Origin of the sequence: Halorhabdus sp. SVX81, assembly GCF_029207715.1 — an archaeon.
In the GTDB taxonomy this organism is placed as follows: Archaea; Halobacteriota; Halobacteria; order Halobacteriales; family Haloarculaceae; genus Halorhabdus.
This window is the reverse complement of sequence record NZ_CP104322.1, coordinates 1,746,865-1,771,252: the sequence shown is the minus strand read 5'-3', so window position 1 is coordinate 1,771,252 and position 24,388 is coordinate 1,746,865. Positions and strand designations below refer to the sequence as shown.

The following is a 24,388-nucleotide window of genomic DNA, read 5'->3' as shown; positions in this document are numbered from 1 at the left end:
CCGGACTCACGAATCGCGACCCGTCACCGACGTGTGACGGTCGCATATCAACATGTGAGAGGAACACCCGAGCGGTCATTGTCTCCCAACCCGCTGAAATCGATGACGGCCAGGACCACAAGATGTCGTCAGAGATGGCTCCTCTCCGTGATGGCTGTGCGTGTCCCGACGAACAGCACACCGGATTGGTCTCACCTCGAAATCATATCTGATAATTTTGGGACAACGTTTATATTTCACCATCGCCACATCTCGGATGTGGCACCGCAAGGTGCCCGACTTTCCCACCCCCCACCCCCACCCCTATTCGTTCAGTGCACCCACTGCCCGATAGCAACTGTTTCCTCGATTCAATCGACACTACCCCTAGCTGCGGGACAGTCTTGTTGTCACAATCGAAAAACGAGCCCTCAGTAACTACGATCGACGGGTTCGTAGGTCTTGTTCTCGCCGTCGAGGATGACCGGGACGAAGTAGAGATCGAGGTCGCCGTCGTCCCACGCGATCATGGTGTGTTTGAGCCACTCGTCGTCCTTGCGGGTCTGGTGTTCGGCTCGCCAGTGTGCGCCGCGAAACTCCGTCCGGGCAAGCGCACCGAGCGCGATCGTCTCCGCGAGGTCGATGATGTTTCGCGTCTCTAACGTGTGGATGAGATCCGTGTTGAACGTCCGTGACGGGTCCTCGACGGCGACATCCTGGTACGCTCGGCGGGCTTCCTGAAGTTCTTCGAGGGCTGTCTCCAACCCGTCTTCCGTCCGAAAGACGTTGACGTGCTCGGTCATCGTTTCCTGGACGTCGGCCCGGACGTCGGCGTGGTTGGTGCCGTCACGTTCGAGGAGATTTTCGATCCGTTCGCGCTCGATTTCGACCTCCCGCTCGACCACAGTGGTCGGATCGGCGGTCACACCGCCGTCTGCGGCCACATTGTCGCTCGCGCCTTCGACTGTGCCAGGGTCGACGGCCGGTGATACGTCGCTGGTTTCGGTTCGAGCGGAAGGGCCAACGGGGATTTCGGCGGCCTTCATGTCCCGGCCGGCGGCGTGATATCCGGCGCGTTTCCCGAAGACGAACAGTTCGGGCAGGGCGTTGCCACCCAGTCGATTCGCGCCGTGTACCGAGACACAGGCACACTCGCCGGCGGCGTACAGCCCCTCGATGCACGTCTCGCCGTTCTCGTTGGTCTCGATGCCGCCCATCTGGTAGTGCTGGCCGGGCTTGACCGGAATCGGCTCTTCGAGCGCGTCGACACCCTCGAAGTCTGCGGCCAGGTGAACCATGTTCTCCAGGCGATCCATGATGCGCTCCTCGCCGAGGTGGCGCATGTCGAGGTGGATGTACTCCTCGTCGATTCCCCGTCCGTCGTTGACCTCGGTAAGCTCCGCGCGCGAGACGACGTCACGGGAGGCGAGTTCCCCTTCGTTGTTCGCATACCCGTTCTCGAACATGAACCGTTCGCCATCTTCGTTGTAGAGGATCCCACCTTCCCCCCGGACGGCCTCCGAGATGAGGACGCCAGTCGAGGGCAGCGACGTGGGGTGGAACTGGACGAACTCCATGTCTTCGAGCGGCACGCCCGCGCGGTAGGCCATCGCTTGCCCGTCCCCCGTGTTGGCGACGGCGTTGGTGGTGTGATCGAACACCTGGCCGAGCCCGCCGGTCGCAAGGATAACGGCGTCTCGGGCCTGGAACCCTTCGACTTCGCCGGTCTTGATGTCGTAGGCGGCGACGCCATGGCAGGTCCGGTCTTCCGGATCATCGTCGTCAGTCACGGCGAGGTCCGTCACGTACCACTCCTCGTAGACTTCGATGCCCCGCTTGACCACCTGCTCGTACATCGTATGCAGCAGATGATGGCCGGTCTCCGCGCCGGCGTAAGTCGTCCGCGGGTACGACAGGCCGCCGAACGGTCGCTGTGAGACCGTGCCGTCCTCCTCTCGGGAGAACGGCATCCCCCAGTGATCGAGCTGGATGACGTCCTCCGGCGCGTCACTCGCGAGCGTCTCGATTGCCGGCGCGTCCCCGAGGAAGTCCGACCCTTTCATCGTGTCGTAGGCGTGATCCTGCCAAGAGTCCTCGTCCTGGAGCGCGGCGTTGATCCCGCCCTCGGCCGCCCCGGTGTGACTTCTCACGGGGTGGAGCTTCGTGACGATGGCCACGTCGGCTCCCTCTTCGGCTGCCGCGATCGCTGCCCGGAGCCCTGCGCCGCCCGCACCGACAACGAGTACGTCGTGTTCGTGCATAGTTTCACCAGAATTTGATGTCTTCTTTGATCGCTTCGCGCTTGAGTTCCTGGATGTGTTCGGTCAGAGGGATGTCCTTCGGACAGACCTCCGTACAGGAGAACTGGGTCTGGCACCGCCAGACGCCGTGTTCGTCCTCGACGATCTCGAGGCGCTCTTCCCGCCGCTCGCCGCCTTCCCGCTCGTCCATGATGAACCGGTAGGCCTTGTTGAGTGCCGCCGGGCCGAGATACTTGTTGTCGCCCGCAGCGACGTTACACGAGGACGCACAGGCCCCACACTGGATGCATCGCGTCGAGAGTTTGATCTTCTCGCGGTTCTCCCGGGTCTGGCGCTGCTCTTCGAGTTCGTCCTCGGGCAACTCGTCGGGCTCGAAGTACGGCTCGACGGCGTCCATCTGCTCGTAGAAGTGCTGCATGTCGACCACCAAGTCCTTGACAACATCCTGGTGGGGCAACGGTTCGATCCGGACCGGCTCGTCGAACTCGTTCAACTGGGTCTTACAGCCCAGGTACTGCGAGCCATTGACAAACAGCGCGTCAGAGCCACAGACGCCCTGTTGACAGGAGTGACGAAAGGTCAGCGTCGAATCGAAGTGATCGCGCGCGTAAATCAACGCGTCGAGGACAGTCATCCCCTGCTCGTAGGGGACCTGAAAGTCGTCGAAACGTGGTTCAGTCTTCCCCTCGACCTCGGGATCGTACCGAAAGATACGGAGGTGGGTCGTCTCCCCGTCGGCCTCCGCAGCCGCCGCTGCTTCTGCGTCGCGTTCGGCCATCCCGTCGCGCTTTTCGTCCATCCGGCGTTGCTGGTGGGCTGAGATATCCGCTTCCGGGACGGCCGGCTCGGATTCGGCGTTCGTTTTTGCCTCGGTTTCGATGTCCGCTTCGGCGTCGACTTCCGTCTCGGCGTTTGAATCTGTGCTCATAGTGTAATCCCTGCCATTGCAAGTGCGACCCGGATACCCTGCCCGATCAACAGCAGTCCGGCGAGGGTCAGTCCGTATTTTGCGACGCGCTTTGGCGTCCCGGAGATGCCCTGGTTGACCAGCGCGTTGTAGATGCCGTTGACGCCGTGGAACGTCGCCGCCACCAGAAAGACGACCATCGTCATAAAGTAGCCAACTTGCTTCATTCGGGCCTGCGTGCCAGCAAAGGAAATGTCAGCGGCGTGGTTGACAAAGTGCAACAGGAAGAAGTGAAAGGCAAGCGTGCCGATCAGAATGACTGCCGTGATCCGCTGGAGGAACCACCGTTTGCCCCCGGACTCGAACGACGAGTAGTATTCAGCCATGGATTACAGCCCCCCGAGGAACGTCGGGACGCTGGCGACGGCGATGGCCCCCGTGATCACCAGCGACGCATAGAAACTCTGATCCTGTCGTTCCAGACCGAGTCCCAGATCGATGAACAGCAGCCGGATCCCGTTCAGAATGTGAAAGACGGCGACAGCGAGCAGGCCGACTTCGAGCAGCCGGACGATCGCCAGTGCTTCGAGACCACCCAGGGTGGCGTTATACAGCTCCTCGCCGCCTGTCGCCGTACTCAACACGGCGATGTGCGTGAACAGGTATCCGACGAGCACCCAGCCGGTGAACTTGTGAAGCAACCAGGCCCACATCCCGGCCGAGAACTCCCGCCACCGACCGAAGTCCTCGACGGCTCCACGGTCGTACGTTTGCGCCATATTGCCACACGACGGCCCGGACTATCATAGTTGTTGTCCCCGGGCAACGATTCGCCGGTTTCCGCGACCGATTGCCGGTATCGAAGCCTCGTGTTACTCGACGATCGTCGATTCCTCGACGATAACTGTCCGTTCGGCGACGATATCGCGAGACGACCGACCGACCAGGACAGTGTACTCGCCGTCCGCCGCGGTCCACTCGCCCGCCTCGACGTCGTAGTAGGCGAACGCACGCGAATCGAGATCTAACGTGACAGTCACTGCCTCGCCGGCATCGAGCGCAACGGTCTCGAACGCAGCGAGTGCTTTCGGCGGCCGTTCGAGCGGGGCATCGGCAGGCCCGAGGTACACCTGTACAACGTCCCGGCCCGGACGCTCGCCGACGTTCTCGACCGTAACCTCGACAGTCGCGTCCGGCTCGCCATCGTGATCGACCGCCACGTCGGAATACGCGAAGTCGGTGTAGCTTAGCCCGTGACCGAACGCGAACTGGGGTTCGATCCCCTCGGCGTCGAAGTGCCGATAGCCGACGAAAACGCCTTCGTCATACTCGGCTTCCAGCCCGACCCCCGGATACCGATCTTCGGTCGATGCCGGATAGTCGTCGAGTCGACGACCGAAGGTAACCGGCAACCGGCCGCTGGGGTCGCTGTCGCCGAACAGGACTGCCGCCGTTGCGTGGCCGTCCTCCTGGCCGGGATACCACATCTCGACGACCGCGTCGACATCATCGGCCCACGGCATCCGAATCGCCCCGGCGGTGTTACAGACGACGACGGTCCGGTCTGCAACGTCGGCGACAGCAGCCACCAGCCGATCCTGTTCGCCCGGGAGCCACAGCGATCGGTCTGTGCCTTCGGCCGCGTCGTCCTGAACGAATACGACTGCGACGTCCGCCTGTCGGGCAGCGACGACTGCGTCGCCCACCCCTGGCGCGCCATCGTCGCTAGAGGAGCCTCCTGGAGCGAACTCCGAGAGGTCGAAGTTCACACCCGCCACACCCTCGGTGTCGTCGATCGGTTCGGTTCCGCGAGCGAAGGCGACGCGGGTGTCACCGCCGACGCGCTCGCGAATTCCCTCGAGTGGACTGACTGTGCTATCGGGTGTGACCCGCGAACTCCCGCCGCCGCCGACCTTTGCCGAGTCGGCGTTGGGACCGATCACGGCGATCGAGTCGGTTTCGGGCGAGAGCGGGAGCACGTTCCCTTCGTTCCGGAGGAGGACTGCGCCGCGCTCGGCGACCCGCGTTGCCACGTCGCGGTGTTCCCCGGCACCGAGTGCACCGCTTGGCTGCTCGTCGTCGAACAGCCCGAAGCGGTCCATCTGGCCAAGGACGCGTCTGATCTTCTCGTCGAGGTCCGACTCGGCGACTTGCCCGCGTCTGACTGCCTCGGGAAGTTCGACTTCGAACGGGCTTCGATCGAAGAGGTTCGGATTGACGTTCTCGGGGAGCCACGGGGTCGAGGCGAGTTTCGCGATCGACTGTTTCGGCAGTGTGTCGGGCAATCTTTCGATCACGTCGTGCAGGAGACTCTCTTCGGCGTGCCACTGGCTCACCGGGATCCCCGGCATGTCGACGTCGAGGCCGGCGTTGGCTGCCGCCACGCCGTCGCTTGTCGCCCACCAGTCACTGACGACGTAGCCATCGAACCCCCACTCGTCCTTGAGGACGTCGCTCAACAGCCACTCGTGTTCGGTCGCGTACGTGCCGTTGATCCGGTTGTAGGCAGCCATCACCGATCCGACGTCGCCCTCCGTGACCGCCGCCTCGAAGGCCGGCAGGTAGATTTCCCGGAGCGCGCGCTCGCTCACCTCGGCACTCACTTCGTGTCGATCCTGCTCCTGGTTGTTGGCGACGAAGTGCTTCGCGGTGGCGATCGCGCCGGCGTCCTGAACGCCCTCGACGGTCCCGACGGCCAGCCGACTCGCCAGGTACGGGTCCTCACTGTAATATTCGAACGTTCGACCGCCCTGGGGCACGCGAACGATGTTGAACCCCGGCGCGAGCAAGGCGTCCTGGTCAGCACCGAGCGTCTCCCGACCGAGGGCTTCGCCCTGCTCGTGGGCGAGGTCGTCGTCCCAGGCGGCAGCCAGGGCGATCGACGCCGGGAACGCGGTCGCCGTGCCCGGTCGGACGCCCAGCGGCCCGTCGACCATCGAGAGCGACGGCACGTCCAGTCGCTCGATGCCCGGGAGATATCCCGTCGCGAGTTCATCCGGGTCATCGTCACCGTGAACGAGATCGATCTTCTCCTCAAGCGTGAGTCGGTCGATCAGTGCCTCGATCCGGTCTGTCGTGTCGTCTGTGTTATTGGTAGCCATAGCGATTGTCCTGCCGTGGTCCGACTGTTGGAGCACAGTGTCGAACCACTGTCTCTACCAGTACTTACTGCAGCATGCTACTAGTAGTTGTTGTACTATCTCTTCGATGTTTGCAAGATGGTGGCGTCGGGTCGACCGGCTCTTTCGGGTTCTCCCCGTGTGCGTACTGGCGTTGCTCCCGCTGGCAGTGAGGTTCACTATGTAGATTTCACAGAACGTTTATTTGGGTCGTGCACGTAATTCGTTTCATGAGCACAGGTCGGGAGATCAGCCTGATCGAGAACGATTCCGGCCGGTGGTCGGCGATCGATGCGGAGACCGGCGTCGCCAGCCAGGGCGAAAGCCGCCAGGAAGCACTCGAAAATCTCGACGAGGCTGTCGCGCTGCACAAGGGTGAGATCGGGGACCCCGTCGCCGATGACGATCTCCGGGAGTGGGGGATCGATCCGGAGACGGTCCCCGACGAATCCCGCGAACCCGACGCCCCCTGGTTTGAGGAATGAGTCGGCGACGGTTCACGGGCGAAGACGTGGCGTCAGTGTTGATCGATATGGACTACTATCCTGTTGATCGAACCGGGAGCCACCTCAAACTCCGCTATCAACACCCCAAAACGGGCGAAGTACGGAACGTGACCGTGCCGATGGGGGGCGAAATCCAGACTGGAACGTTGCGAAATATCGCCGATCAGTGCGGCGCCCAGGACTTCGAGGCGTTCTGCGAGTAGGTCGACGACCACCGGTGAGTGACGCCGGGTCGTGACTGACTGCCGATTTCTCGTGAACGGAGTGAACTAGGACCCTACGGGAGCGGATCTTGCGTCCGCCGTCGTTTCCAGGCTGGACGATGGGTATTTACAGAATTTTTGACTTGCCGGTGTTACAGATTTCTGTACTACTGAAATCAGTGTGGGAGATATAGCGGTTGAACTCAGCACGGGTATCGAAGCCTGTCATCGACGGAGGGGTTGGATAAAGTCAGTTATTCGAAAACGTCAAATATCAACTCTGTTTTATCGGAACGTTCTTGTCGTTACGAGGGTTGTCTACAGCGCGATTACTTGGACGGTTCGATCAGGCGTAGGTGTGTCTTCACCAGCAGAGACCTGGCACAAAGAAACATTCTCTCCCACAATATTTCTCTCCAAGCCGACCAGGTTATGGAAGTTGCAAGGTAAAAACCCCGCACTTCAGGGCGAGGCGGATGTCAACCGGTCCCCAGTCCAATGATGCGGCCGCCAGACGCAGCCATAAACATCGCCGAGGGCGTCACAACGACGGACCCATACCCGTCCGTCTCGGTGTGCCATCGGGTCGCCCCGTCCGCGTGGGCGAGTGCAGTTAATCCGTCCCCGACGGGGACGACCACCTCGTTGCCGACTACTGTCGGAGGACCGATATCCTCGTCGTCAGGTTCGTAAGTCCAGGCTTCTCGGCCGCTCCGGGTAATCGCGTAGAGTCGCTTTCGGGTGGAGACGTAGACACGCTGGTCATCGACAGCGATCGGAATTCCTGGCACGTCCCCGGGGATGTTGAACGCCCATCGATCGGTACCATCAGTATCGAACGCTCTGAGCACGCTGCCGCCCTTGACGACGACGAGTCTGTCGTCAACCACAGGGCCAGCTATCACACGGTGGGTGGACTTCGTCCACATCGTCTCCCCGGTTTCGGCGTCCACGGCAGCTACACCAGTCCGTCCCGTGTGCGAACCCACGAACAGCGTGTCGTCTTGGACAGCGACTGGTTTTGCAAGGGTTCGACTCTCTTGGTCCGATCCGACCGGTCGAGCCCAGCGAACCGATCCGTCGGCCACCCCGAGAGCGTGAACCCTCCCCTCCCAGTCAGGGAGATAGACGGTGCCACTAGCAACGACCGGTGGAGCAGTGACTCGGGCGTCGATATCGTACAGCCACTCCTCGTCGCCGAATCGGTCTTCGAAAGCCACGAGCCGGCCCTGTTCGATGCCACGCTGAGCGCTGACGAAAATTTGGCCGCTGTCGACGGCTGGGGGGCTGTTCGGGTCGGATCGGAGCGGGACACGCCAGTGCTCCTCGCCTGTTGGGGCATCGAAGGCGTGCAGTCTGTAACGGTGTCGTGCTGGAGACGAGACGGCATCGGCGAGCACGTATACACGAGTGTCGGCGAGCGACGGCACTTTCGTCTGGTCGGCGACAACCGGCGTGCCGACGGCTCGAGCCTCCTCAATCTCGGTCGCCCAGACCATCGCTGGATCGGCGGGCCCGTCGTTGACAGTACGGGTCCTGCGGGCGTTAGCCCCTTCGACCGGCCATTCACCGTCGATCTGTCCGAATTCCCCATTATCCTCGGAAAGACAGCCGGCGAGTCCGACACTGGCGGTTCCAAGCAGGGAGAGAAACTGGCGGCGAGTGGGGGAGGGCATATCTATCAAGAGCGGTTTCATCACCAAACAAAAAAACCGACGAAAAGTATCTATTTGAATACCAAGCGAATACGGGGCGATCGAATACGTTCGTGGTGTCGCCATAGATTTCGTACGTCTAGTAGTGCGATGAATAGAGCCTCAGCATTTATCAGTACCTCGTGTGTTCGGCTGGCTAATCGTCCAGATTAGCGTACAGCCGGCTCAACCCACATTCAGAACAGACGAAGGCGTTCGCATCAAAATTTTCGTTGACTCCGATGGAGCCAAGAATTCCTTCTTTGCTTTCTTCCGATACGAACCGCAAATTATGGCCACCGGCAATCGGATTCATCTGTTCCATCTTGACATCACAATCCGGACATTGAGGTGGCATTTCGACCATTCAATTTGACTTCTTTCGGTTGGTATATTAACATCATGTTGGCTAATACGCGCTCTGTATCTCATAGGGTCGTCCCGACTGTACTCAGACAGATGCATGAACGAATATATGCATTCGTCACCAGTGGTTATCCGGTTACCGCCTGAGAAGTTTTGCGAGGGAAGACCGCTCCAGCTCACGGCGCGACGCGCCGTTCGCTTCGAGGTCGCTTCGCGACCTCGCCGATCTTCCTGCACTGATTTGCGAGGGGCCGCGTGGGCCCGCCAGTGCGAGGGATGCGATTTGAACGCATGGACCACCGGAAGACTCACTCTGCTCGCGGTTACACCGCTCGCATTGAGGCGCTCCCTCTGGTCGCGCCTCGCGCCGTTCGACTTCCGAGCCCTCGTTCGGCTCGCTCGCGGCTTTGCCGCTCGCTCAAGCCGAGGGCTCACTCCGTTCGCCCTCGCGGCTCACGAGGACCCTACGGGAGCGGATCTTGCGTCCGGTCTCGTGGATAGATTCGGCTCCTCGATCACTGTCTCCGAGAAGTTTTGCGAGGGAAGATGGCCCCCGAGAGGGACAATCTTCCTGCACTGTTGCGAGGGGCCGCGTGGGCCCGCCAGTGCGAGGGATGCGATTTGAACGCATGGACCCCTACGGGAGCGGATCTTGAGTCCGCCGCCGTTTCCAGGCTTGGCTACCCTCGCACGCATCCGAATCCAGTCCGTTCTGGGGGTTAAATGGCCCGGTTTCGATCGGGCGTCGACGGGCGTCTCGTCGTTGTCACAGCCGACGGAATTACTTGTTCGTGCGGCGTTTGACCGGGTAATGGACGAGCACACGCGTGACGACAGCGTCGGGCCGCCGGCGGGATCGCCGACCGGGTGGGATTCCGATGCCGAGCAATGGGAGCACGCGACTCTTCGGCGTGCGGTCGTTCACGGCGTCGCGCTGTACAACGACGGCGCGTTCCACGAATCTCACGACTGCTTCGAGGACGAGTGGTATAATTACGGGCGTGGAACGACTGAAAGCGCCTTCTTACACGGGATGGTCCAGGTTGCCGCCGGCGCGTACAAACACGACGACTTTGAGAATGACGATGGCATGCGGAGTCTTTTCGAGACTGCCTTGCAGTATCTGCAGGACGTTCCGCGGGACTACTACGGCGTTGCCATTCTCGACGTGCGGACCACCGTCACGAACGCCATCGCCGATCCGGCTGTGCTGGATGGGTGGGTCATTACCCTTGACGGCGAAGCCCCTGAGGCCCGGGACGCCGATTATCAGTACGCCGAAAGCCTTGAGTGAGGAGCGATCAGTCGTCGTCCTCGTCACCGGGTATGCGCCGAATTGCCTTTCGCCAGTTGTCTTTGGCCATCTCTCCTGGCGAGAGCGGATTGTACGCGACATCCGCCGCGGTCCGGGGATGCTCGTCGTCCCTGTCGGTCAGCTTTCGCCATACGCCAACGACAGCGATGATTGCCAACGACCCGAAGAAGATGACTAACGGCAGGTCGGCCACCCCTTCGACCTGCGGTATCATGATGAGCGTGATCGCGACGAGCGGACCCGCCATGACGACGAACATGAGAGACCAGATGAGCGAGTTACGCGATATCCCAAACCCACGATTCATTCCTACGCTGGTGCTTCTATATCGAGTCGTATGTTTCCACTGATTTGTGATTTCCATGTGATGGTAACTCACTTGCCTCGCGCCGATATCGATCAGTCGATGTCGGAAGGGAGTTGATCAACTGGTCCCCTTCGAGCGATACCGCAAATCGTGCGGCATGAGGTGCTTCAGCGTTCGCTTTGGGGAACCGTCCTCGACAGTCAGCCCCCGTCGAAACCATCAAGTTCTGTGTCCGGGATCATACTGGAGTATGTATCTCCACACCGAGAGCCGCGAAACGACCACACTCGACGGGACCTGGCAGGCGATCCCGGACCCCTACCGCTCGTTCCAGGACGGGTGGTTCGACGACCGGGACGTTCCCCTCCTCGAAGACCCGCATGCACCCGCCGATTATACCGTCGACGACGGGTTCCCGGTCGAGGTGCCGGGCTGCGTCGGCGAGCAGCTCCCGGGGTTCGAGTACTACGAGGGGATGGTCTGGCACACCAGACGCTTCGACCGGGAGGACAACGGCGACCGGCTCTTCCTGCGCTTTGGCGCGGTCAACTACGAGGCCGACGTCTGGTTGAACGGCGAGCACCTCCTGACCCACGAGGGAGGATACACCCCCTTTTCGGTGGAAATCACCGACGCGGTATCTCGCGAAGACAACCTTCTGGTCGTCGGTGTCGATAACGAACGACGCGAGGATGGAATCCCCGCCATGCAGACCGACTGGTTCAACTTCGGCGGGATCTTTCGGTCCGTGGACCTTCTCGCCACCCCGGAGACGTTCGTTCGGAACGTGAAAGTCGAGACCAGCGTCGACGAGACTGTGACGGCGTCGATCACCGCCTGGATCGACGGGCCGGAACCGGGCGATGTCCACGCGGCGATACCGGGCCTGGGTGCAGAGGTGCCGCTCGAACCAGACGATTCCGATGGAGCGCTTACCCGACTCACTGGCCAGATCACGCTCGACCGGGACGACGTCGAGCTGTGGCACCCCGACGACCCGCGGCTCTATGACGTCTGCGTCGAATCGGAGAGTGACGCCGTCGAAGTACGGACCGGCTTTCGTGCGGTCGACGTCGAGGGCAGCGACATTTTGGTCAACGGTGAGTCGATCGAGTTCCGTGGCATCTCGATGCACGAAGAGGCCGCCGGACGCGGGCGGGCGCTGACTCCCGGCGATATCGATCAGCGGTTCGAGTGGGTGGCTGAACTCGGCTGTAACTTCGTTCGGCTCGCCCATTATCCACACACGGCGGCGATGGCTCGCCGGGCCGACGAGGAGGGGATCCTGCTGTGGGAGGAGGTCCCGGCCTACTGGGACATCGATTTCGGCGACAAAGACGTCCAGGAGCTGTATCGCCAGCAGCTCCGTGAATTGATCCAGCGTGACTGGAACCGGCCGTCGGTCGCGCTGTGGTCGATCGCCAACGAGACCGATCCGGAGGACGAGGTCCGAAATCGCGTCCTCCCCGAAATGGCCTCGTTCGCCCGGGAACTCGATGACACCCGGCTCGTCACTGCGGCGTGCTGGTTCGACGAGACCGACGATGGGCTGGCGTTGCTCGACCCGCTGGTCGAGCATCTCGACGTCGTTGGAATCAACGAGTACTACGGCTGGTACGTCGGCGACGCGGGCGACGTTCGTTCGTTCGTCGACGATCCGACGGGCCCGCCGGTCATCGTCTCGGAAACGGGCGCGGGGGCAAAGTGGGGCAATCACGGCGACGAGGACGACCGCTGGACGGAGGAGTTCCAGGCTGCCTACTATCGCGAATCGCTCGAAGCGATCGAGAGCGTCGAGCAGATCGTCGGAGCGACCCCGTGGATCCTCTTTGACTTCAAGAGCCCCCGCCGGATGAATCCACACCAGCGGGGCTACAATCGCAAAGGGCTCCTCGACGAACACGGTCGAAAGAAGCGTGCGTTCTCGGTGCTGCGCGATCACTACTGCGACCCGTAGGCGGTGAGTGTGTCACTCGCTGCCCGTCTCGCGTTGCGTCGATTCGACGAGCGGATGGCGCGCATAGTCGACGATCGTGATGTCGTCGATCGACTGCAGATCTTCCTCGGTCGCGGTCTTGGCCATCTCCAAGTCGACGGGCTCCTCGACGACGATGACGTAGGCGTCCATCTCTTCGATGCCGAGTTCGGCGGCCGCCGTGGTCCGGTGGTGGCCGTCCGCCAGCAGGAGGTCCCCGGCGTTGTCGATCACGACCAGGGGTTCGGCCAGGCCGCGTTCGAGTTCGTACATCCGGCCTTCGAGCTCGTCGCCGTAGACCTTCGTCTGGGTCGGCGTGAGGTCGCCGAGATCGACGACGCGGCGCTCCTGGCGCGCTTCGACTTCGTGGACGTCCTCGATGGTGTCCAGGAGCTGCTCGACCTTGTCGGGCGTCGCCCGTTCGATCTGACTCCGGATGACGTCGGCGTTCGAGATGATCCCGATAAGTTGGCCGTCGTCGTTGAGGACGGGCAACCGCTGGATCCCCGACCGGAGGATGACCCGTGCCACGTCGTCGAGATCCATGTCCGGGTGGGCGACCATCAGATCCGTCGACATCACGTCTGCGACCGGGAGATCGTCCTCGGCAAGCAACAGATCGCTCGCACTGACGAACCCGTGTACGTCTCGGCCACTGCAGACCGGAAATCCGGTGTGACCCCCGCTATCGGCGATGCGACTCGCGACCGCTGCGACCGTGTCGTCCGGCGCGACCGTCGAGACCTCGTGAGTCATGTAATCCTCGACGGTCAGAGACTCCTCGGAACTGGCCATCACTGACGGTGAGAGGTCCGCAGGTAAAAATCCCTCGTTGGCAGCGCCGTCAGGTCCCACTGTCGGTGTCCCGACCAGCCCCGGGTTCTTCCTCTGTCGATGATTCGTCGTCGCCAACCAAATACCGATTCGCGGTGTCCTCGCCCGAATCGTCGCCGTGATCCGCCTCCGGACGGGGCGTGGTCGGTGTGGCATTACCCGGCAGCTCGGTTTCGATCCCGTAGGATTCAGGGGGTAACTGCGACGGGAAGATCTCCAGGGCGTCCAGAAACCGGTCTGTCACGATCTCCTCGACGATCGCAGCGAGATCGGTGTCGTCGCTGATCGCCTCCATCACGCCGAGGTCGAGCTGTGCGCCGGCCATGTCGGCGTGACCGCCGGCACTACCGATCTGGCCGAACGCGGCCCGCAGGGTCTCACCAAGGTCGAGGTCAGTACCGCGTGACCGTGCCGAAATGTAGATCGTCCCGGATTGGATCCCGTACACCAGCGTCGTCGTCACGTCTTCCATGGCGAGCAACCGATCCGCAGCCTGTGCGAGCGTGTCTCTGTCGCGTATCTCGCCCACGCCACTCAACAGGACGGAGCCGTGGCGCGATCGATTGTGGATCGCATCCGCGATCGTCTCGAACGTGTCCGAACTCATGCTCGGATCTTCGATCCGTTCGAGCACGCCCAGGTCGGCTGCCTGGAGCAGGAACGCGCCGGCTTCGAAGTCGGCGGCCGAGACTTCGCGTGTAAACTCGTTGGTGTCGACCCGGATCCCGAACAAAAGCGCCGTCGCCACTGTCTCAGAAATATCGATATCGAGCCGTCTGATATATTCTACCAGGAGTGTACTCGTTGCACCGACGTCACTCCGGAGATCAGTAAATGCCGCTCTGACTGGCCCACGTGGCGGATGGTGGTCGATCACGATGTCGACCGCCGTGTCTTCGGGAAGCCCGTCGTTGACACCGGGCCGGGCGTGATCGACGAGGGCGAACCCACCGAACGCCGAGAGGTCGGCGTCGGTTTCGAGGGCCGTGAGGTCGATATCCAGCAGGTTGACGAACGCCCGGTTCTGCTGGTGGTTGATCGATCCGTAGTAACAGGCTTCGGCCGGACACCCCATCCGCTCGGCGATCCGGACAAGGGCGATGGCGCTCGCGATGGCGTCCGGATCGGGGTTGTCGTGCATGACGACCGCAAGCGTCCCATCGACGTTCGCGATCACTTCTCGAAGCTTGTGGACGGAGAGCCCGCCGGTTTCGACACGATCTTGCAGATACGACCCCAGTACGTCGCCGGGATCGACGACCCGGTCAGCGACCGATTGCAGACCAACGCGGGCCGAGTGGCGCTGCTCGTTGTCGTCGTGGTGCCCGTCAGTCCCCGTGTACGCCAGCAGAAACGCCGATGGGAACGCCTGGCGAGCATGCCGTGCCATGGCCAGGTTCCCGACGGGCGTGGCTCCGGCCACGACGACTGTCTCGACAGGTGCATCGATCTTGCCAAGGGCTGCTGGATCAGTCGGATCGACCGGGAGCCACTCGGCCGCGCCGCTCTCACAGAGACGATTGGTCTCCTCGTCCGGCCCGGCCACCAGGAGGCGGCCCGGTCGGTCACACAGCGCGTCGGTCACGGCCCGGGCGATCGAGCCTGTTCCCACCACCAGCCGCGTGCGCATGTCCCGGACATCGGGCCAGGGAACCTAAAACCCCTGTCTCATCGATCGGCGGAGCGGCCGGCTCGTCGTCCTACGACCGAGGGGACTCGCCGCCGTCGGTCTGGACCTGCTGGCGGATCTGATCGGGGACGGACGGGTCACGGAGTGTTGTCGTATCCCCGAGATCTTCACTGTTCGAGATGTTCTCGAGGACGCGACGCATGATCTTCCCGGAGCGGGTCTTGGGTAGATCCGAGACGAACAGCACGCGATCCGGTCGGGCGAACGCGCCGATCTCGTCCTCGACGGACGCGATGACCTGTTGGCGGACGGCCTCGCTGGCCTCGACGCCGTCTCTGAGTACCACGTACACATCGGGGACGTGACCACGTTCAGTATCCTCGCGGGCGACGACAGCGGCCTCGGCGATCGCCTCGACCTCGGCGACGGCGCTTTCCAGTTCCATCGTCCCGAGACGGTGGCCCGAGACGTTCATGACGTCGTCAAGCCGACCGAGGACGCGATAGTAACCGTCCTGGCCGTGGACGGCCCCGTCGCCGGTCTTGTACACCCAGTCGCGCCAGTCGTCGCTGTCGGTCTCGGAAAACCGCCGCCAGTACTCGTCGATGAAGCGGTCGTCGTCGCCATAGACCGTCTGGAGCATCCCCGGCCAGGGGCGCTCGATCACGAGGTTGCCGGCCCGGCCGCTGGCCGGCTCGATCCGTGTGCCGTCGTCCTCGTAGAGCGCGGGTTCGATGCCGGGGCAGGGTCGGCCGGCGCTGCCGGGCTTCATGTCGTCGAGTGCGGGGAGGTTGGTGATGAGGTGGCCGCCGGTCTCGGTCTGCCACCACGTGTCGACGATGACCGCATCCTCCTCGCCCACATGGTCGTAGTACCACTGCCAGGCCTCGGGCTGGATCGGTTCGCCGACGGTCGTCAGGTGCCGGAAGTCGAAGTCATGGCCCGCGAGGTGCTCTTCGCCCCACTTCATGAACTGCCGGATCGCCGTCGGCGAGGTGTGGAAGATGTCGACATCGTAGCGCTCGGCGATCTCCCAGAGCCGCGACCGGTCCGGGTAGTCCGGCGTCCCCTCGTACATGACGGTGGTCGAGCCAAGGGCGAGCGGGCCATAGACGATGTACGAATGGCCGGTGATCCAGCCGATGTCCGCCCCACACCAGTAGGTGTCCGTCGGTTTGACGTCCAGGACGTACTTCGCGGTCCCGGCGGCGTACGCCAGGTAGCCACCGGTGCGGTGTTGACAGCCCTTGGGTTTGCCCGTCGTGCCTGACGTGTACATCAAAAACAGCGGATCCTCGGCGTCGCGGGAAACGGGTTCGACGCGGGCGCCGCGCTTCTCGGCGAGGACGTCATCAACGAGGACGTACGGATCCTCGCCAGTGAGTTCGACGTCCCCGTGAAGTTCGTCGTGACGCGACCACAGCAGTGCCGTCTCGACGCTGGTTTCCTCGGCGTCGATCGCGTCGTCGGCCTTCGCCTTGTGATCGAGCCACTCGCCACGCCGGTAGTAGCCGTCGATAGAAACCAGAACGTCGCTGTCGGCGTCTCCGAGGCGATCGGCAAGCGCGTTCGCCGAGAAGCCCGCGAACACGACGGAGTGGACGGCACCGATCCGGGCGCAGGCGAGCATAGTGATCGGGAGCGCCGGCACCATCGGGAGATGGAGCGTGACTACGTCGCCTTCCTCGACGCCGACCTCCTTCAGGACGGCCGCCATCTCGTTCACTTGCCGAAAGAGGTCCTGATACGTGATGGTGCGTTGCTCGCCACTCTCCCCCTCCCAAATGAGTGCAGCCTGGTTCTTTCGCTCCGCGAGGTGTCGGTCCACACAGTTGACCGAGGCGTTCAGCGAGCCGCCGACGAACCACTCGAAGAAGGGTGGATCGCTGCCGTCGAACACCTCGTCCCAGCGGTCGTCCCAGGTCAGCAGTTCGGCGTACTCGTTGAACCCGTCGGGAAACTCCTCGAAGCGGTCGTAGACAGCGTGATCGGTGACATTGGCCTGTCCGACGAACTCCGGAGGCGGCCGGTAGTACTCCTGGTCCGGGAGCCGGGCTTCTAGCTCAGTACTATCATGTTCGTTCATGTTGAACCACGCACGTGACGTGTACGCTGGCCAACGTGAACGTGCGCAAAGAGGCGACATTCCCCCCTATCGAGCAATCATCGCCAGACAAAGCGTCCGACTCCGCGTATGTCGGCCTGACTCTTTACTTCAGGCGCTCCTGGAGGAAGGATGGGTGGACGGCAGCGACGCCGTCGAGGGAGCCGATCTCGTCGTTGATGACGTCACCGAGTGTGTCGCCGTCCGGGGCACGCATCTCGGCCATCAGGGTGTGATCGCCGCTTGAGGTGTACAGCGCTTCGATCGCGTTCACGTCCTTCAGCGCTCGCGAGACATCGACGTACGCCTCGCTCTCGACGTCGACGCCGACGATGGCGATCGTCTCGCCGGGGAGTTTCTTGGGATCGATGTCCGCGGAGTATCCGACGATGACGCCTTCCTCTTCGAGTCGCTGGATATATTTCCGGACAGTCGGTTTCGATACACCTACCTGGTCGGCGATCTCGGCGTAGGAGGCCTGGGCGTCCTCCTCGAGGACATCGAGGATCCGCTCCTCCGTCGCTTCGGCGCTCATGAACGTTCCTTTCCGTTACGTCGAAAAATATCTTCCGAACGTGAAAGAAGTATCCGGCTTCGGACGGGGGGCCGGTCGGTCGACGGCAGCGAGTGGCGTTACGTGTGGCGTTCGAGGAGATCGTAGCTCCGATCCCACTCGGCGTCCTCGTCGAAGTACTTCTCGGCCAGTGGCTCCTCGGGCATCTCGCCGATCGCTTGCTTCTCCTCGGTGTAGGACGGACGGTCCTCCTCGACGTAGAACCGACCGGTGAGGATCTCGCCCTCGTAGAGTTTGTCCTCGACTTCGTGCATCATCTCGCCGGCTTCCCGGCGGTCGGTGATGTCGAAGTCGTAGTCCTCGGAGTCCTGAACGTCAGTGTAGGGGACGTACTGCTTTGCGTCCTTGTTCCAGGTCGGACACTGCGTGAGGAAATCAACGTGGGCGAACCCGTCGTGTTCGATCGCTTCGGTGAGAATCTCTTTCGCCTGGTTGGGGTTGACCGCGGCCGTCCGGGCGATGTACGAGGCCCCGGAGGTCAGCGCCAGACTCAGCGGCCGGATCGGGGACTTGGCGCTGCCGTGGGGCTGGGTCTTTGACTTGTGACCCTTGGGGCTGGTCGGGGAGGTCTGGCCCTTCGTCAGCCCGAAGATCTCGTTGTTGAACACGATGTAGGTCATGTCGTGGTTCTCCCGGGCGGTGTGCATGAAGTGGTTGCCACCGATGCCGTAGCCGTCGCCGTCGCCGCCCGCCGCGATCACTTCGAGGTCGGGGTTGGCGAGTTTGGCGGCCCGGGCGATCGGGAGCGACCGGCCGTGAATCGAGTGGAATCCGTAGGAGTCGAAGTACGAATTGAGCTTGCTCGAACAGCCGATCCCGGTGACAGTCAGGACTTCCTCGGGCGTGCGGCCGACTTCGGGCATCGCCTGCTTGAGCGCCTTGAGGACGCTGAAGTCCCCACAGCCGGGACACCAGGTGGCCTGCGGCTCGATGCCGGGGGTGTACTCCTCGCTGTCTATCTCGCGATCCTCGCCGATTGCGCTGAATGCACTCATGATTAGTCACCTGCCGCTGGGACGAACGTTGTCGAATTGCCGGGGATGTCGGTCTCCTCGTCGATGCTGGCTTCGAAGCCCTCGACGATCTCGGCCGGTTCGAACGGATTGCCGTTGTACTTCAGGAGACTCGACAGTTTGTCGCCGAAGCGACCGAGTTCCTTCTGGGTCAGCCCCTTGAACTGCCCGCTGGCGTTCATCTCGACGACGATCGCCTCCTCGACGCTCTCTAAGAATTCGGTCATCTCCGCCTCGGGGTAGGGCATGAGGTCGCTGACGCCGATGGCCTTCACCGAGTGGCCCTCGTCGTTGAGGCGGTCGACCGCCTCGAAGACCGTGCCCTGCTGGCTGCCCCAGGTGACGATCCCGTAACGGGCGTCCTCGGGGCCGCGATACGCCTGGTTGGTCTCGCCCTCGTCGAGATCCTCGCGGATGGTGTCGAGTTTCTCGAGCCGACGGGACATGTGGGCGACCCGGTTGTCCGGGTCCTCGTCGATATGGCCGTAGTCGTTGGTTTCGTTACCCGACGTGAGGTGGCGTCCGCCCTTCTGGCCGGGGACCGTCCGCGGGCTGACGCCGTCCTCGGCGTCCGGGTCGAAGCGCTGGAACGCGCCCGACTCGTGGTGGGCCGCCTCCTTGATCTCCGCCTCGGAGAGGACCTTCCCGAGGTCCGGGTTGGTCTCCCGGTCGAAGAAGTCGACGGGAACCGACCGGAGTTCGCCCTCGATCTTCTGGTCGTAGACGACGATCGCCGGGATCTGGTAGTCGTAGGCGATCTCGAAGGCCGTCCGGGTCTGTTCGTAGGCCTCCTTGACGCCTGCCGGCGCGAAGACGACCCGGGCGGAGTCGCCTTGGCTCGTATACAGGACGTGTTCGAGGTCGCCCTGCTCGGGTTTGGTGGGCATCCCCGTCGACGGGCCGGCCCGCATCGCCTCCAGGAGCACGATCGGGGTCTCGGTCATCTCGGCCAGGCCCAGCGGTTCGGACATCAGCGCGAACCCGCCGCCCGACGAGCCGGACATTGCCTTGACGCCGGCGTGACTCGCGCCCAGCGCCATCGCCGCCGCGGCGATCTCGTCTTCGACCTGTTCGGAGACGCCCCCGAACTTACCCATGTGCTGGGACATGATCGTGAACACTTCGGTCCAGGGCGTCATGGGGTAGCCGGCGATGAACCGACAGCCCTCGTCGATCGCGCCGTAGGCGATCGACTGCGAGCCGTTCATCAGCGCCAGTTCCTGCTCGTTCTCGCCCGTCGGGACTTCGAGATCGTGGGTGAACTCGAACTCCTGGGCCTGTTCGTAGGCGTCGGCCAGCACGTTCAGGTTGTCCTCCTGAATGTCACCGGACATGTTCTGGGTGATGAGCTCCTCGAAGTAGGAGACGTCCATCCCCAGCAGGGCGGCGGTGATACCGACGCCGGCCGTGTTCCGCATGACGTCACGGCCGTGTTCCCGGGCGATCTCACGGAGATTGACCGGATACACGTGCCAGTTGTTTTCTTCGGCCCGTTCCTCGAGGTTCAACTCGGCCACTTCGTCCTCGTCGAAGAGTCCGGTGTCGTAGACGATGACGCCGCCGTCTCGAAGTTCGTCGAGGTTCTCGGCGAGGGGTTTGCGTTCCTCGTTGCCGTAGTAGGCGTCCTCCGCTGGGTTCCGGGCGAAACTGTCACCGAGCGACAGCAAGAAATTATAGCCGTCGCCACGGGAGGTTACCTCTTCGTCTTTTGCCCGTACTTCGACATACGTGTGCCCACCTCGAATCCGCGAGGGATAGTGTCGATGCGTGAAAATGTTGAGCCCCGCTCGCATCAGGGCTTTGGCGAAGTTCTGGCTCGTCGAGGCAATCCCGTCGCCGGAACCGCCCGCGATCCGCCAGATGAGTTCGGTGTCTGTCATTGGTAAATCATCGGCCCCAGTAGGTGCCGTACTCGTGCCAGGGGTGGATCGAACAAAAGGGTTTCTGTTGTGTCAATTCTGGAATAATTGTGATATTACCCACGAACGAATCTCGAAATCCTGGTGAACACACGAAGCGTATCCAGCGCCGGGCACTTCCGGCGATGGCGTCGTCCGGTCCCGTTCGGGTCAACTCGTACATAACAACCGAATCTGACACGTTCACGGGACCTTCTTTCGGTGCCGTCCGGATCTCCCGTTTACCTGCTGCGGTCGGTCGCGTTGACCTCCGGAATCCGGCCCGCACGGACGGCCTCGACAGCGACTGACTCGTCACGTTTGTCGGCAGCATGGGCGGCCAGAATCCCGTCGACCGCCCGTCTGGCTTCCGTGCCCGGAACTGCCGGTTCCCGTCCCTCGCGAAGCGCGTCGACGAAGTCCTCGACGACGCGTGCATGCCCCTCGCCCCATTCGAGTGGTTCGACGTGGACGTCGACCTCGTCGGTCTCCGCACCGTACTGGGTCCGTTCGCCGGTCCCGACCTCAAAGGAGTCGATCGCGCCGCCGGCGAGTGTGATCGAGCCGTCAGTGCCGTTGATTTCGATCCGATCGTCCCCGCCTTTGGTCGCGGTCGTCGCGGACACGGTCCCAAGCGCGCCGTTTTCGAAACGGACGGCCACTCCGGCAGTTGTCTCACACCCGCCAGCCAGCTCCCGGTCGTGGATGTCGGTCACGGCCCGGACTGATTCGATGCCGCCCATCAGCCACTGCAACCGGTCGATCGTGTGGATCGCCTGGCTCAGGAGGACGCCCCCGTCCAGCTCGCGGGTCCCCTTCCAGTCTGCCCCGTCGTAGTACGCCTGGGGCCGAAACCACTTGACCTGGCCGTCGCCGAGCACCGGTTCGCCGAGTTCGCCGGCTTCGATCGCCTCTTTGGCCCGTCGGGTCGCCGGTTGAAACCGCTCCTGGAAGACCCCCGCCAATGTCACGCCGGCGTCTTCGCAGGCAGTGAGCATCCGGTCCATCCGGTCGGCGTAGACGTCCAGGGGTTTCTCACAGAGAACGTCCGCACCGGCGTGGGCTGCTTCGATCGTAACGGGCGCGTGTGTGCCGCTCGGGGTGCAGACGCTGACGGCGTCGACGTTGTGCCGTTCGATCATCGCGGTGACGTCGGTATACCAGGCGTCGAGGTCATAGGCGTCGGCAAACTCGCGAGCACCCGCGGCGGATCGGTTTGCACACGCGAGGAGTCTCACACCTTCGGTCGCCCTGACAGCCTCGGCGTGTGTCTCCCCGATCCCGCCACAGCCGACGATGCCGTACCGGATTGCTGCCATCGAATGGGACAGCGTGACACAGCGAAAAGAGTGTTCCGACCCGTGCGCCCGAAGCCCTTCGGCGCTATCGTGGCGATACGTAGCGTCGCCACAGTTATCCAGCCGTCGTTGCAACGAACTGTATGGATCTCATCCGTCTCGGGAGTGGCGCGTCGGTCAGTGCGACCGGCGTCGTCGTCTTCGCGATCGCGCTGTCGGCCGTTTGGAACGGATTCGCTTCGCTGTACGATCTCGCCCTGGCGGGTCTCGGGATCGTCGTTGGCCTCACGCTGGTCGCGGCCGGCGCGGCGCTGGTCGTTCTCGACGCGCTCCGGACCGATCACGTGCTCCGCGTGGCTGGCTGGAACGCCCTCGGCGTGGTGGTTCTTGGCCTCGTCCTCGCCTTGGTCACCGCGAGCCCATCAGTGTCGCTGCCACCCGCGGTCGTCGCCGACGTCCTGGGTGTCAGCGCCGTTGCCCACGTCCTCATCGGCGTCAACGATGTCCGCCGTATCAGGGTCGGTGAACTCGCACGCGAACGGCAGAAACTCGCCGTCCTCAACCGGATCGTTCGACACAACCTCCGTAACGACGCCCAGGTCCTGCTGGGTAACTCCGAAGTGCTGGCCGCCGAACTCGACGATGACCGGCTCGGTGGCATGGCCGATGCCATCGCCACCAAGGCGACGTCACTGGCGTCGATGAACGAGAAACTGGGGCAGTTCCAGGCCGCGATCGATCACGATCCGGCCGACGAACGTGCCGTCGACGTGAGTGAAACCGTCTCCTCGGTCGTCGATGACCTTGGCGACGAGTATCCCGAGGCGAATATTGAGACGGATGTACCCGAGGGGGTGTCCGTCCGCGCTGACGAGAAACTTGCCGACGCGCTCCGGGAAACGATCGAAAACGCCGTCGTTCACGGTGGTGGTGCCGTGACCGTGATGGCGTCCCACCGCAATGGGGATGTCGAGATTCGTGTCGCGGATAGCGGGCCGGGCATCCCAACCCACGAACTGACTTCGATCGCCGACGAATCAGAGATCACGCAACTCGAACACGGTACCGGTGTCGGTCTATGGGTCATCCGGTCGACCGTCGACGCCTATGACGGGACGCTTTCGTTCGACACCGACGACGGAACGACGGTGACGATTCGACTGGCCACAGTCTAATTGGCAGTGACCCATACACGTGGATGGTCTATTTGATGATTCGACACTTGCTGGCAGCCAGAATTCCTAATTATTAATCGTAAGGTATATGGTCACTGGTTACGAAAGTCGAGTACAGTGAGTGGAGTATGGGAACACAGATACTCATTCCGACGGATGGCACTGACCGGACGCGCGGGCGAGTCAAGCGCGCGTTCGACCTGGCTAGCCGCGAGGATGCAGCGGTTCACGCGCTGTACGTGGTCGACACCCAGCGATACGGGGAGCCAGCCCTGAGCAGTGTCGAGGTCCTGATCGAGTGCTTTGAAGATACGGGACGTGACCATCTGTGCTCGCTCGTAGAGGAAGGCAAGCGCCAGGGTGTCACCGTCGAGAAACACTGTCGGCGTGGTAATCCGGCCACCGAGATCGCTGCCGCTGCCGAGGAACTCTCCGTTGATCTCGTGATCCCATGTCTGTCGGCGGTTACCCCGGCACAGCTCCGTCGAAAGGGCATTGCGGCTGACCGCATCGCCGACCCACGGTCCCCGATCACGGCCTGAGATCGAATCGACGCCGGAGAAGCGACTGGCTTTCGCGCTTATGTTCCTGCCGACACAACGGCGGGGGCAGCGATGGCCCGAACTCAAACCTCGATTTCCTGCATCAACTCGACGAGCTCGTCGAGCTGTGGGAAGGTGTAGACCTTCACGTCGATGTCGGAGTCCAGTGCCTGGACCCGGGAGTCGAACATCAGCGCCATGTCGGAGTCACGTTCGCCCACGAGTTCGTCGACCATTCCGCTGCCCGGGCCGTAGGTGAACGTCGGCGTCGAGATGTCGATGGTGGTCTCTAAGACGTTCGCCCACCCGTCGATGAACCCGGAGGTCATGATGTTGCCAATCTCCTGGATCGCCGACCGTTCCATCTCGGTGAATCCGTCCTGATCCGGGTCGCTCCCACCCATGTCACCGATCATCCCGCGAGCGAGATCCTTCGCACTCGCCGCGTTCAACAGAAAGAGGATGTGACCGTGGGGCGGTTCCGCGAGTTCGATGCTGATCCCGATCTGTTTGTCGTCGCCGACGTGAGTCTTGATGTCCGGGACGTCGATGAAGTTGATCTTGGTGATCTCCATCTCGGTCTCCATCCCCGTCATCGTCGAGAGGTGGTCGGCAACCGTGTTGCCGCCCTCCTTGGCCATCTTGTTGAACAACGCGAGCTTCCGGATGTCGATCATCAAACTCATGG

21 protein-coding genes and 1 tRNA gene are annotated in these 24,388 nt (G+C 62.6%); 6 read left to right on the top strand and 16 right to left on the bottom strand.

The genetic code is table 11. The features are described from left to right. Positions 1 to 410 precede the first annotated feature (410 nt). From SVXhr_RS08765 to SVXhr_RS08745, 5 genes are all read right to left on the bottom strand, one after another. Entirely contained in the window at positions 411 to 2,240 is a 1,830-nt protein-coding gene (locus SVXhr_RS08765) for an FAD-binding protein (RefSeq protein WP_275736836.1), read from the bottom strand. A 4-nt stretch (positions 2,241 to 2,244) separates the two neighbouring features. Next, positions 2,245 to 3,168, bottom strand: a complete 924-nt coding sequence (locus SVXhr_RS08760; protein WP_275736835.1) for a succinate dehydrogenase/fumarate reductase iron-sulfur subunit — start codon at positions 3,166 to 3,168, stop codon at positions 2,245 to 2,247. Further along, positions 3,165 to 3,533 carry a succinate dehydrogenase hydrophobic membrane anchor subunit gene (locus SVXhr_RS08755; protein WP_275736834.1) on the bottom strand — a complete coding sequence of 123 codons (369 nt, stop codon included), beginning with the start codon at positions 3,531 to 3,533 and terminating at the stop codon, positions 3,165 to 3,167. Before SVXhr_RS08755 ends, SVXhr_RS08760 begins: the two co-directional genes overlap by 4 nt. Before the next feature lie 3 nt (positions 3,534 to 3,536). After that, on the bottom strand, positions 3,537 to 3,926 hold the full coding sequence (sdhC, locus tag SVXhr_RS08750) for a succinate dehydrogenase, cytochrome b556 subunit (protein ID WP_275736833.1): 390 nt from the start codon (positions 3,924 to 3,926) through the stop codon (positions 3,537 to 3,539). Between the two features lie 93 nt (positions 3,927 to 4,019). Beyond that, the gene (locus SVXhr_RS08745) at positions 4,020 to 6,248 is read right to left on the bottom strand and encodes a glycoside hydrolase family 3 C-terminal domain-containing protein (protein ID WP_275736832.1); all 2,229 of its coding nucleotides are present in this window, start codon (positions 6,246 to 6,248) and stop codon (positions 4,020 to 4,022) included. 248 nt (positions 6,249 to 6,496) lie between these two features. Between SVXhr_RS08745 and SVXhr_RS08740 the strand changes: the two genes are divergently transcribed. Continuing rightward, positions 6,497 to 6,751, top strand: a complete 255-nt coding sequence (locus SVXhr_RS08740; RefSeq protein ID WP_275736831.1) for a type II toxin-antitoxin system HicB family antitoxin — start codon at positions 6,497 to 6,499, stop codon at positions 6,749 to 6,751. Further along, entirely contained in the window at positions 6,748 to 6,975 is a 228-nt protein-coding gene (locus SVXhr_RS08735; RefSeq protein ID WP_275736830.1) for a type II toxin-antitoxin system HicA family toxin, read from the top strand. The genes SVXhr_RS08740 and SVXhr_RS08735 overlap by 4 nt, the downstream gene beginning before the upstream one ends. Positions 6,976 to 7,454: 479 nt before the next feature. Here the strand turns inward: SVXhr_RS08735 and SVXhr_RS08730 are convergent, their stop codons facing one another. Both SVXhr_RS08730 and SVXhr_RS08725 read right to left on the bottom strand, forming a co-directional pair. Beyond that, complete coding sequence (locus SVXhr_RS08730) at positions 7,455 to 8,651, bottom strand: PQQ-like beta-propeller repeat protein (protein WP_275736829.1); 1,197 nt, start codon at positions 8,649 to 8,651, stop codon at positions 7,455 to 7,457. Between the two features lie 990 nt (positions 8,652 to 9,641). After that, positions 9,642 to 9,725: transfer RNA gene (locus SVXhr_RS08725), tRNA-Leu, on the bottom strand. A gap of 121 nt (positions 9,726 to 9,846) precedes the next feature. Between SVXhr_RS08725 and SVXhr_RS08720 the strand changes: the two genes are divergently transcribed. After that, complete coding sequence (locus SVXhr_RS08720; protein ID WP_275736828.1) at positions 9,847 to 10,329, top strand: DUF309 domain-containing protein; 483 nt, start codon at positions 9,847 to 9,849, stop codon at positions 10,327 to 10,329. Positions 10,330 to 10,336: 7 nt separating this feature from the next. Here SVXhr_RS08720 and SVXhr_RS08715 read toward each other — a convergent pair whose 3' ends face one another. Further along, on the bottom strand, positions 10,337 to 10,597 hold the full coding sequence (locus tag SVXhr_RS08715; protein WP_275736827.1) for a hypothetical protein: 261 nt from the start codon (positions 10,595 to 10,597) through the stop codon (positions 10,337 to 10,339). Positions 10,598 to 10,907: 310 nt separating this feature from the next. On the opposite strand from SVXhr_RS08715, the gene SVXhr_RS08710 reads away from it, so the two are divergent. Continuing rightward, positions 10,908 to 12,614 (top strand): glycoside hydrolase family 2 TIM barrel-domain containing protein, encoded by a 1,707-nt coding sequence (locus SVXhr_RS08710; RefSeq protein ID WP_275736826.1) that lies wholly within the window; start codon positions 10,908 to 10,910, stop codon positions 12,612 to 12,614. Between the two features lie 12 nt (positions 12,615 to 12,626). Here SVXhr_RS08710 and SVXhr_RS08705 read toward each other — a convergent pair whose 3' ends face one another. The 7 genes from SVXhr_RS08705 to SVXhr_RS08675 all read right to left on the bottom strand — a co-directional run bounded on the left by SVXhr_RS08705 (position 12,627) and on the right by SVXhr_RS08675 (position 22,004). Further along, positions 12,627 to 13,427, bottom strand: a complete 801-nt coding sequence (locus SVXhr_RS08705; RefSeq protein WP_275736825.1) for a CBS domain-containing protein — start codon at positions 13,425 to 13,427, stop codon at positions 12,627 to 12,629. A gap of 49 nt (positions 13,428 to 13,476) precedes the next feature. Then, positions 13,477 to 15,096, bottom strand: coding sequence for a bifunctional oligoribonuclease/PAP phosphatase NrnA (locus SVXhr_RS08700; RefSeq protein ID WP_275736824.1), 1,620 nt, complete (start codon positions 15,094 to 15,096; stop codon positions 13,477 to 13,479). A 70-nt stretch (positions 15,097 to 15,166) separates the two neighbouring features. Continuing rightward, a complete protein-coding gene (gene acs / locus SVXhr_RS08695; RefSeq protein WP_275736823.1) occupies positions 15,167 to 17,182 on the bottom strand; it encodes an acetate--CoA ligase in 2,016 nt (671 codons plus the stop codon). Positions 17,183 to 17,306: 124 nt separating this feature from the next. After that, entirely contained in the window at positions 17,307 to 17,735 is a 429-nt protein-coding gene (gene lrpA1 / locus SVXhr_RS08690; protein ID WP_275736822.1) for an HTH-type transcriptional regulator LrpA1, read from the bottom strand. 98 nt (positions 17,736 to 17,833) lie between these two features. Then, positions 17,834 to 18,769, bottom strand: coding sequence for a thiamine pyrophosphate-dependent enzyme (locus SVXhr_RS08685; protein WP_275736821.1), 936 nt, complete (start codon positions 18,767 to 18,769; stop codon positions 17,834 to 17,836). Positions 18,770 to 18,771: 2 nt separating this feature from the next. Continuing rightward, entirely contained in the window at positions 18,772 to 20,667 is a 1,896-nt protein-coding gene (locus SVXhr_RS08680; protein WP_275736820.1) for a 2-oxoacid:acceptor oxidoreductase subunit alpha, read from the bottom strand. Positions 20,668 to 20,927: 260 nt separating this feature from the next. After that, entirely contained in the window at positions 20,928 to 22,004 is a 1,077-nt protein-coding gene (locus tag SVXhr_RS08675; RefSeq protein ID WP_275736819.1) for a Gfo/Idh/MocA family oxidoreductase, read from the bottom strand. Positions 22,005 to 22,126: 122 nt separating this feature from the next. On the opposite strand from SVXhr_RS08675, the gene SVXhr_RS08670 reads away from it, so the two are divergent. Then, positions 22,127 to 23,158 carry a HAMP domain-containing sensor histidine kinase gene (locus tag SVXhr_RS08670; protein WP_275736818.1) on the top strand — a complete coding sequence of 344 codons (1,032 nt, stop codon included), beginning with the start codon at positions 22,127 to 22,129 and terminating at the stop codon, positions 23,156 to 23,158. A 128-nt stretch (positions 23,159 to 23,286) separates the two neighbouring features. Next, positions 23,287 to 23,700, top strand: coding sequence for a universal stress protein (locus SVXhr_RS08665; RefSeq protein ID WP_275736817.1), 414 nt, complete (start codon positions 23,287 to 23,289; stop codon positions 23,698 to 23,700). Between the two features lie 83 nt (positions 23,701 to 23,783). On the opposite strand, the gene SVXhr_RS08660 is transcribed toward SVXhr_RS08665, so the two are convergent. Next, entirely contained in the window at positions 23,784 to 24,386 is a 603-nt protein-coding gene (locus SVXhr_RS08660; protein WP_275736816.1) for a chemotaxis protein CheC, read from the bottom strand. Between the last annotated feature and the right edge of the window lie 2 nt (positions 24,387 to 24,388).

Coding starts and splice junctions, on each gene's coding strand:
- SVXhr_RS08765 (WP_275736836.1), bottom strand. CDS start 2,240: ATGCACGAACACGACGTACTCGTTGTCGGTGCGGGCGGCGCAGGGCTC.
- SVXhr_RS08760 (WP_275736835.1), bottom strand. CDS start 3,168: ATGAGCACAGATTCAAACGCCGAGACGGAAGTCGACGCCGAAGCGGAC.
- SVXhr_RS08755 (WP_275736834.1), bottom strand. CDS start 3,533: ATGGCTGAATACTACTCGTCGTTCGAGTCCGGGGGCAAACGGTGGTTC.
- sdhC (WP_275736833.1), bottom strand. CDS start 3,926: ATGGCGCAAACGTACGACCGTGGAGCCGTCGAGGACTTCGGTCGGTGG.
- SVXhr_RS08745 (WP_275736832.1), bottom strand. CDS start 6,248: ATGGCTACCAATAACACAGACGACACGACAGACCGGATCGAGGCACTG.
- SVXhr_RS08740 (WP_275736831.1), top strand. CDS start 6,497: ATGAGCACAGGTCGGGAGATCAGCCTGATCGAGAACGATTCCGGCCGG.
- SVXhr_RS08735 (WP_275736830.1), top strand. CDS start 6,748: ATGAGTCGGCGACGGTTCACGGGCGAAGACGTGGCGTCAGTGTTGATC.
- SVXhr_RS08730 (WP_275736829.1), bottom strand. CDS start 8,651: ATGCCCTCCCCCACTCGCCGCCAGTTTCTCTCCCTGCTTGGAACCGCC.
- SVXhr_RS08720 (WP_275736828.1), top strand. CDS start 9,847: ATGGACGAGCACACGCGTGACGACAGCGTCGGGCCGCCGGCGGGATCG.
- SVXhr_RS08715 (WP_275736827.1), bottom strand. CDS start 10,597: ATGGCGGGTCCGCTCGTCGCGATCACGCTCATCATGATACCGCAGGTC.
- SVXhr_RS08710 (WP_275736826.1), top strand. CDS start 10,908: ATGTATCTCCACACCGAGAGCCGCGAAACGACCACACTCGACGGGACC.
- SVXhr_RS08705 (WP_275736825.1), bottom strand. CDS start 13,427: ATGGCCAGTTCCGAGGAGTCTCTGACCGTCGAGGATTACATGACTCAC.
- SVXhr_RS08700 (WP_275736824.1), bottom strand. CDS start 15,096: ATGCGCACGCGGCTGGTGGTGGGAACAGGCTCGATCGCCCGGGCCGTG.
- acs (WP_275736823.1), bottom strand. CDS start 17,182: ATGAACGAACATGATAGTACTGAGCTAGAAGCCCGGCTCCCGGACCAG.
- lrpA1 (WP_275736822.1), bottom strand. CDS start 17,735: ATGAGCGCCGAAGCGACGGAGGAGCGGATCCTCGATGTCCTCGAGGAG.
- SVXhr_RS08685 (WP_275736821.1), bottom strand. CDS start 18,769: ATGAGTGCATTCAGCGCAATCGGCGAGGATCGCGAGATAGACAGCGAG.
- SVXhr_RS08680 (WP_275736820.1), bottom strand. CDS start 20,667: ATGACAGACACCGAACTCATCTGGCGGATCGCGGGCGGTTCCGGCGAC.
- SVXhr_RS08675 (WP_275736819.1), bottom strand. CDS start 22,004: ATGGCAGCAATCCGGTACGGCATCGTCGGCTGTGGCGGGATCGGGGAG.
- SVXhr_RS08670 (WP_275736818.1), top strand. CDS start 22,127: ATGGATCTCATCCGTCTCGGGAGTGGCGCGTCGGTCAGTGCGACCGGC.
- SVXhr_RS08665 (WP_275736817.1), top strand. CDS start 23,287: ATGGGAACACAGATACTCATTCCGACGGATGGCACTGACCGGACGCGC.
- SVXhr_RS08660 (WP_275736816.1), bottom strand. CDS start 24,386: ATGAGTTTGATGATCGACATCCGGAAGCTCGCGTTGTTCAACAAGATG.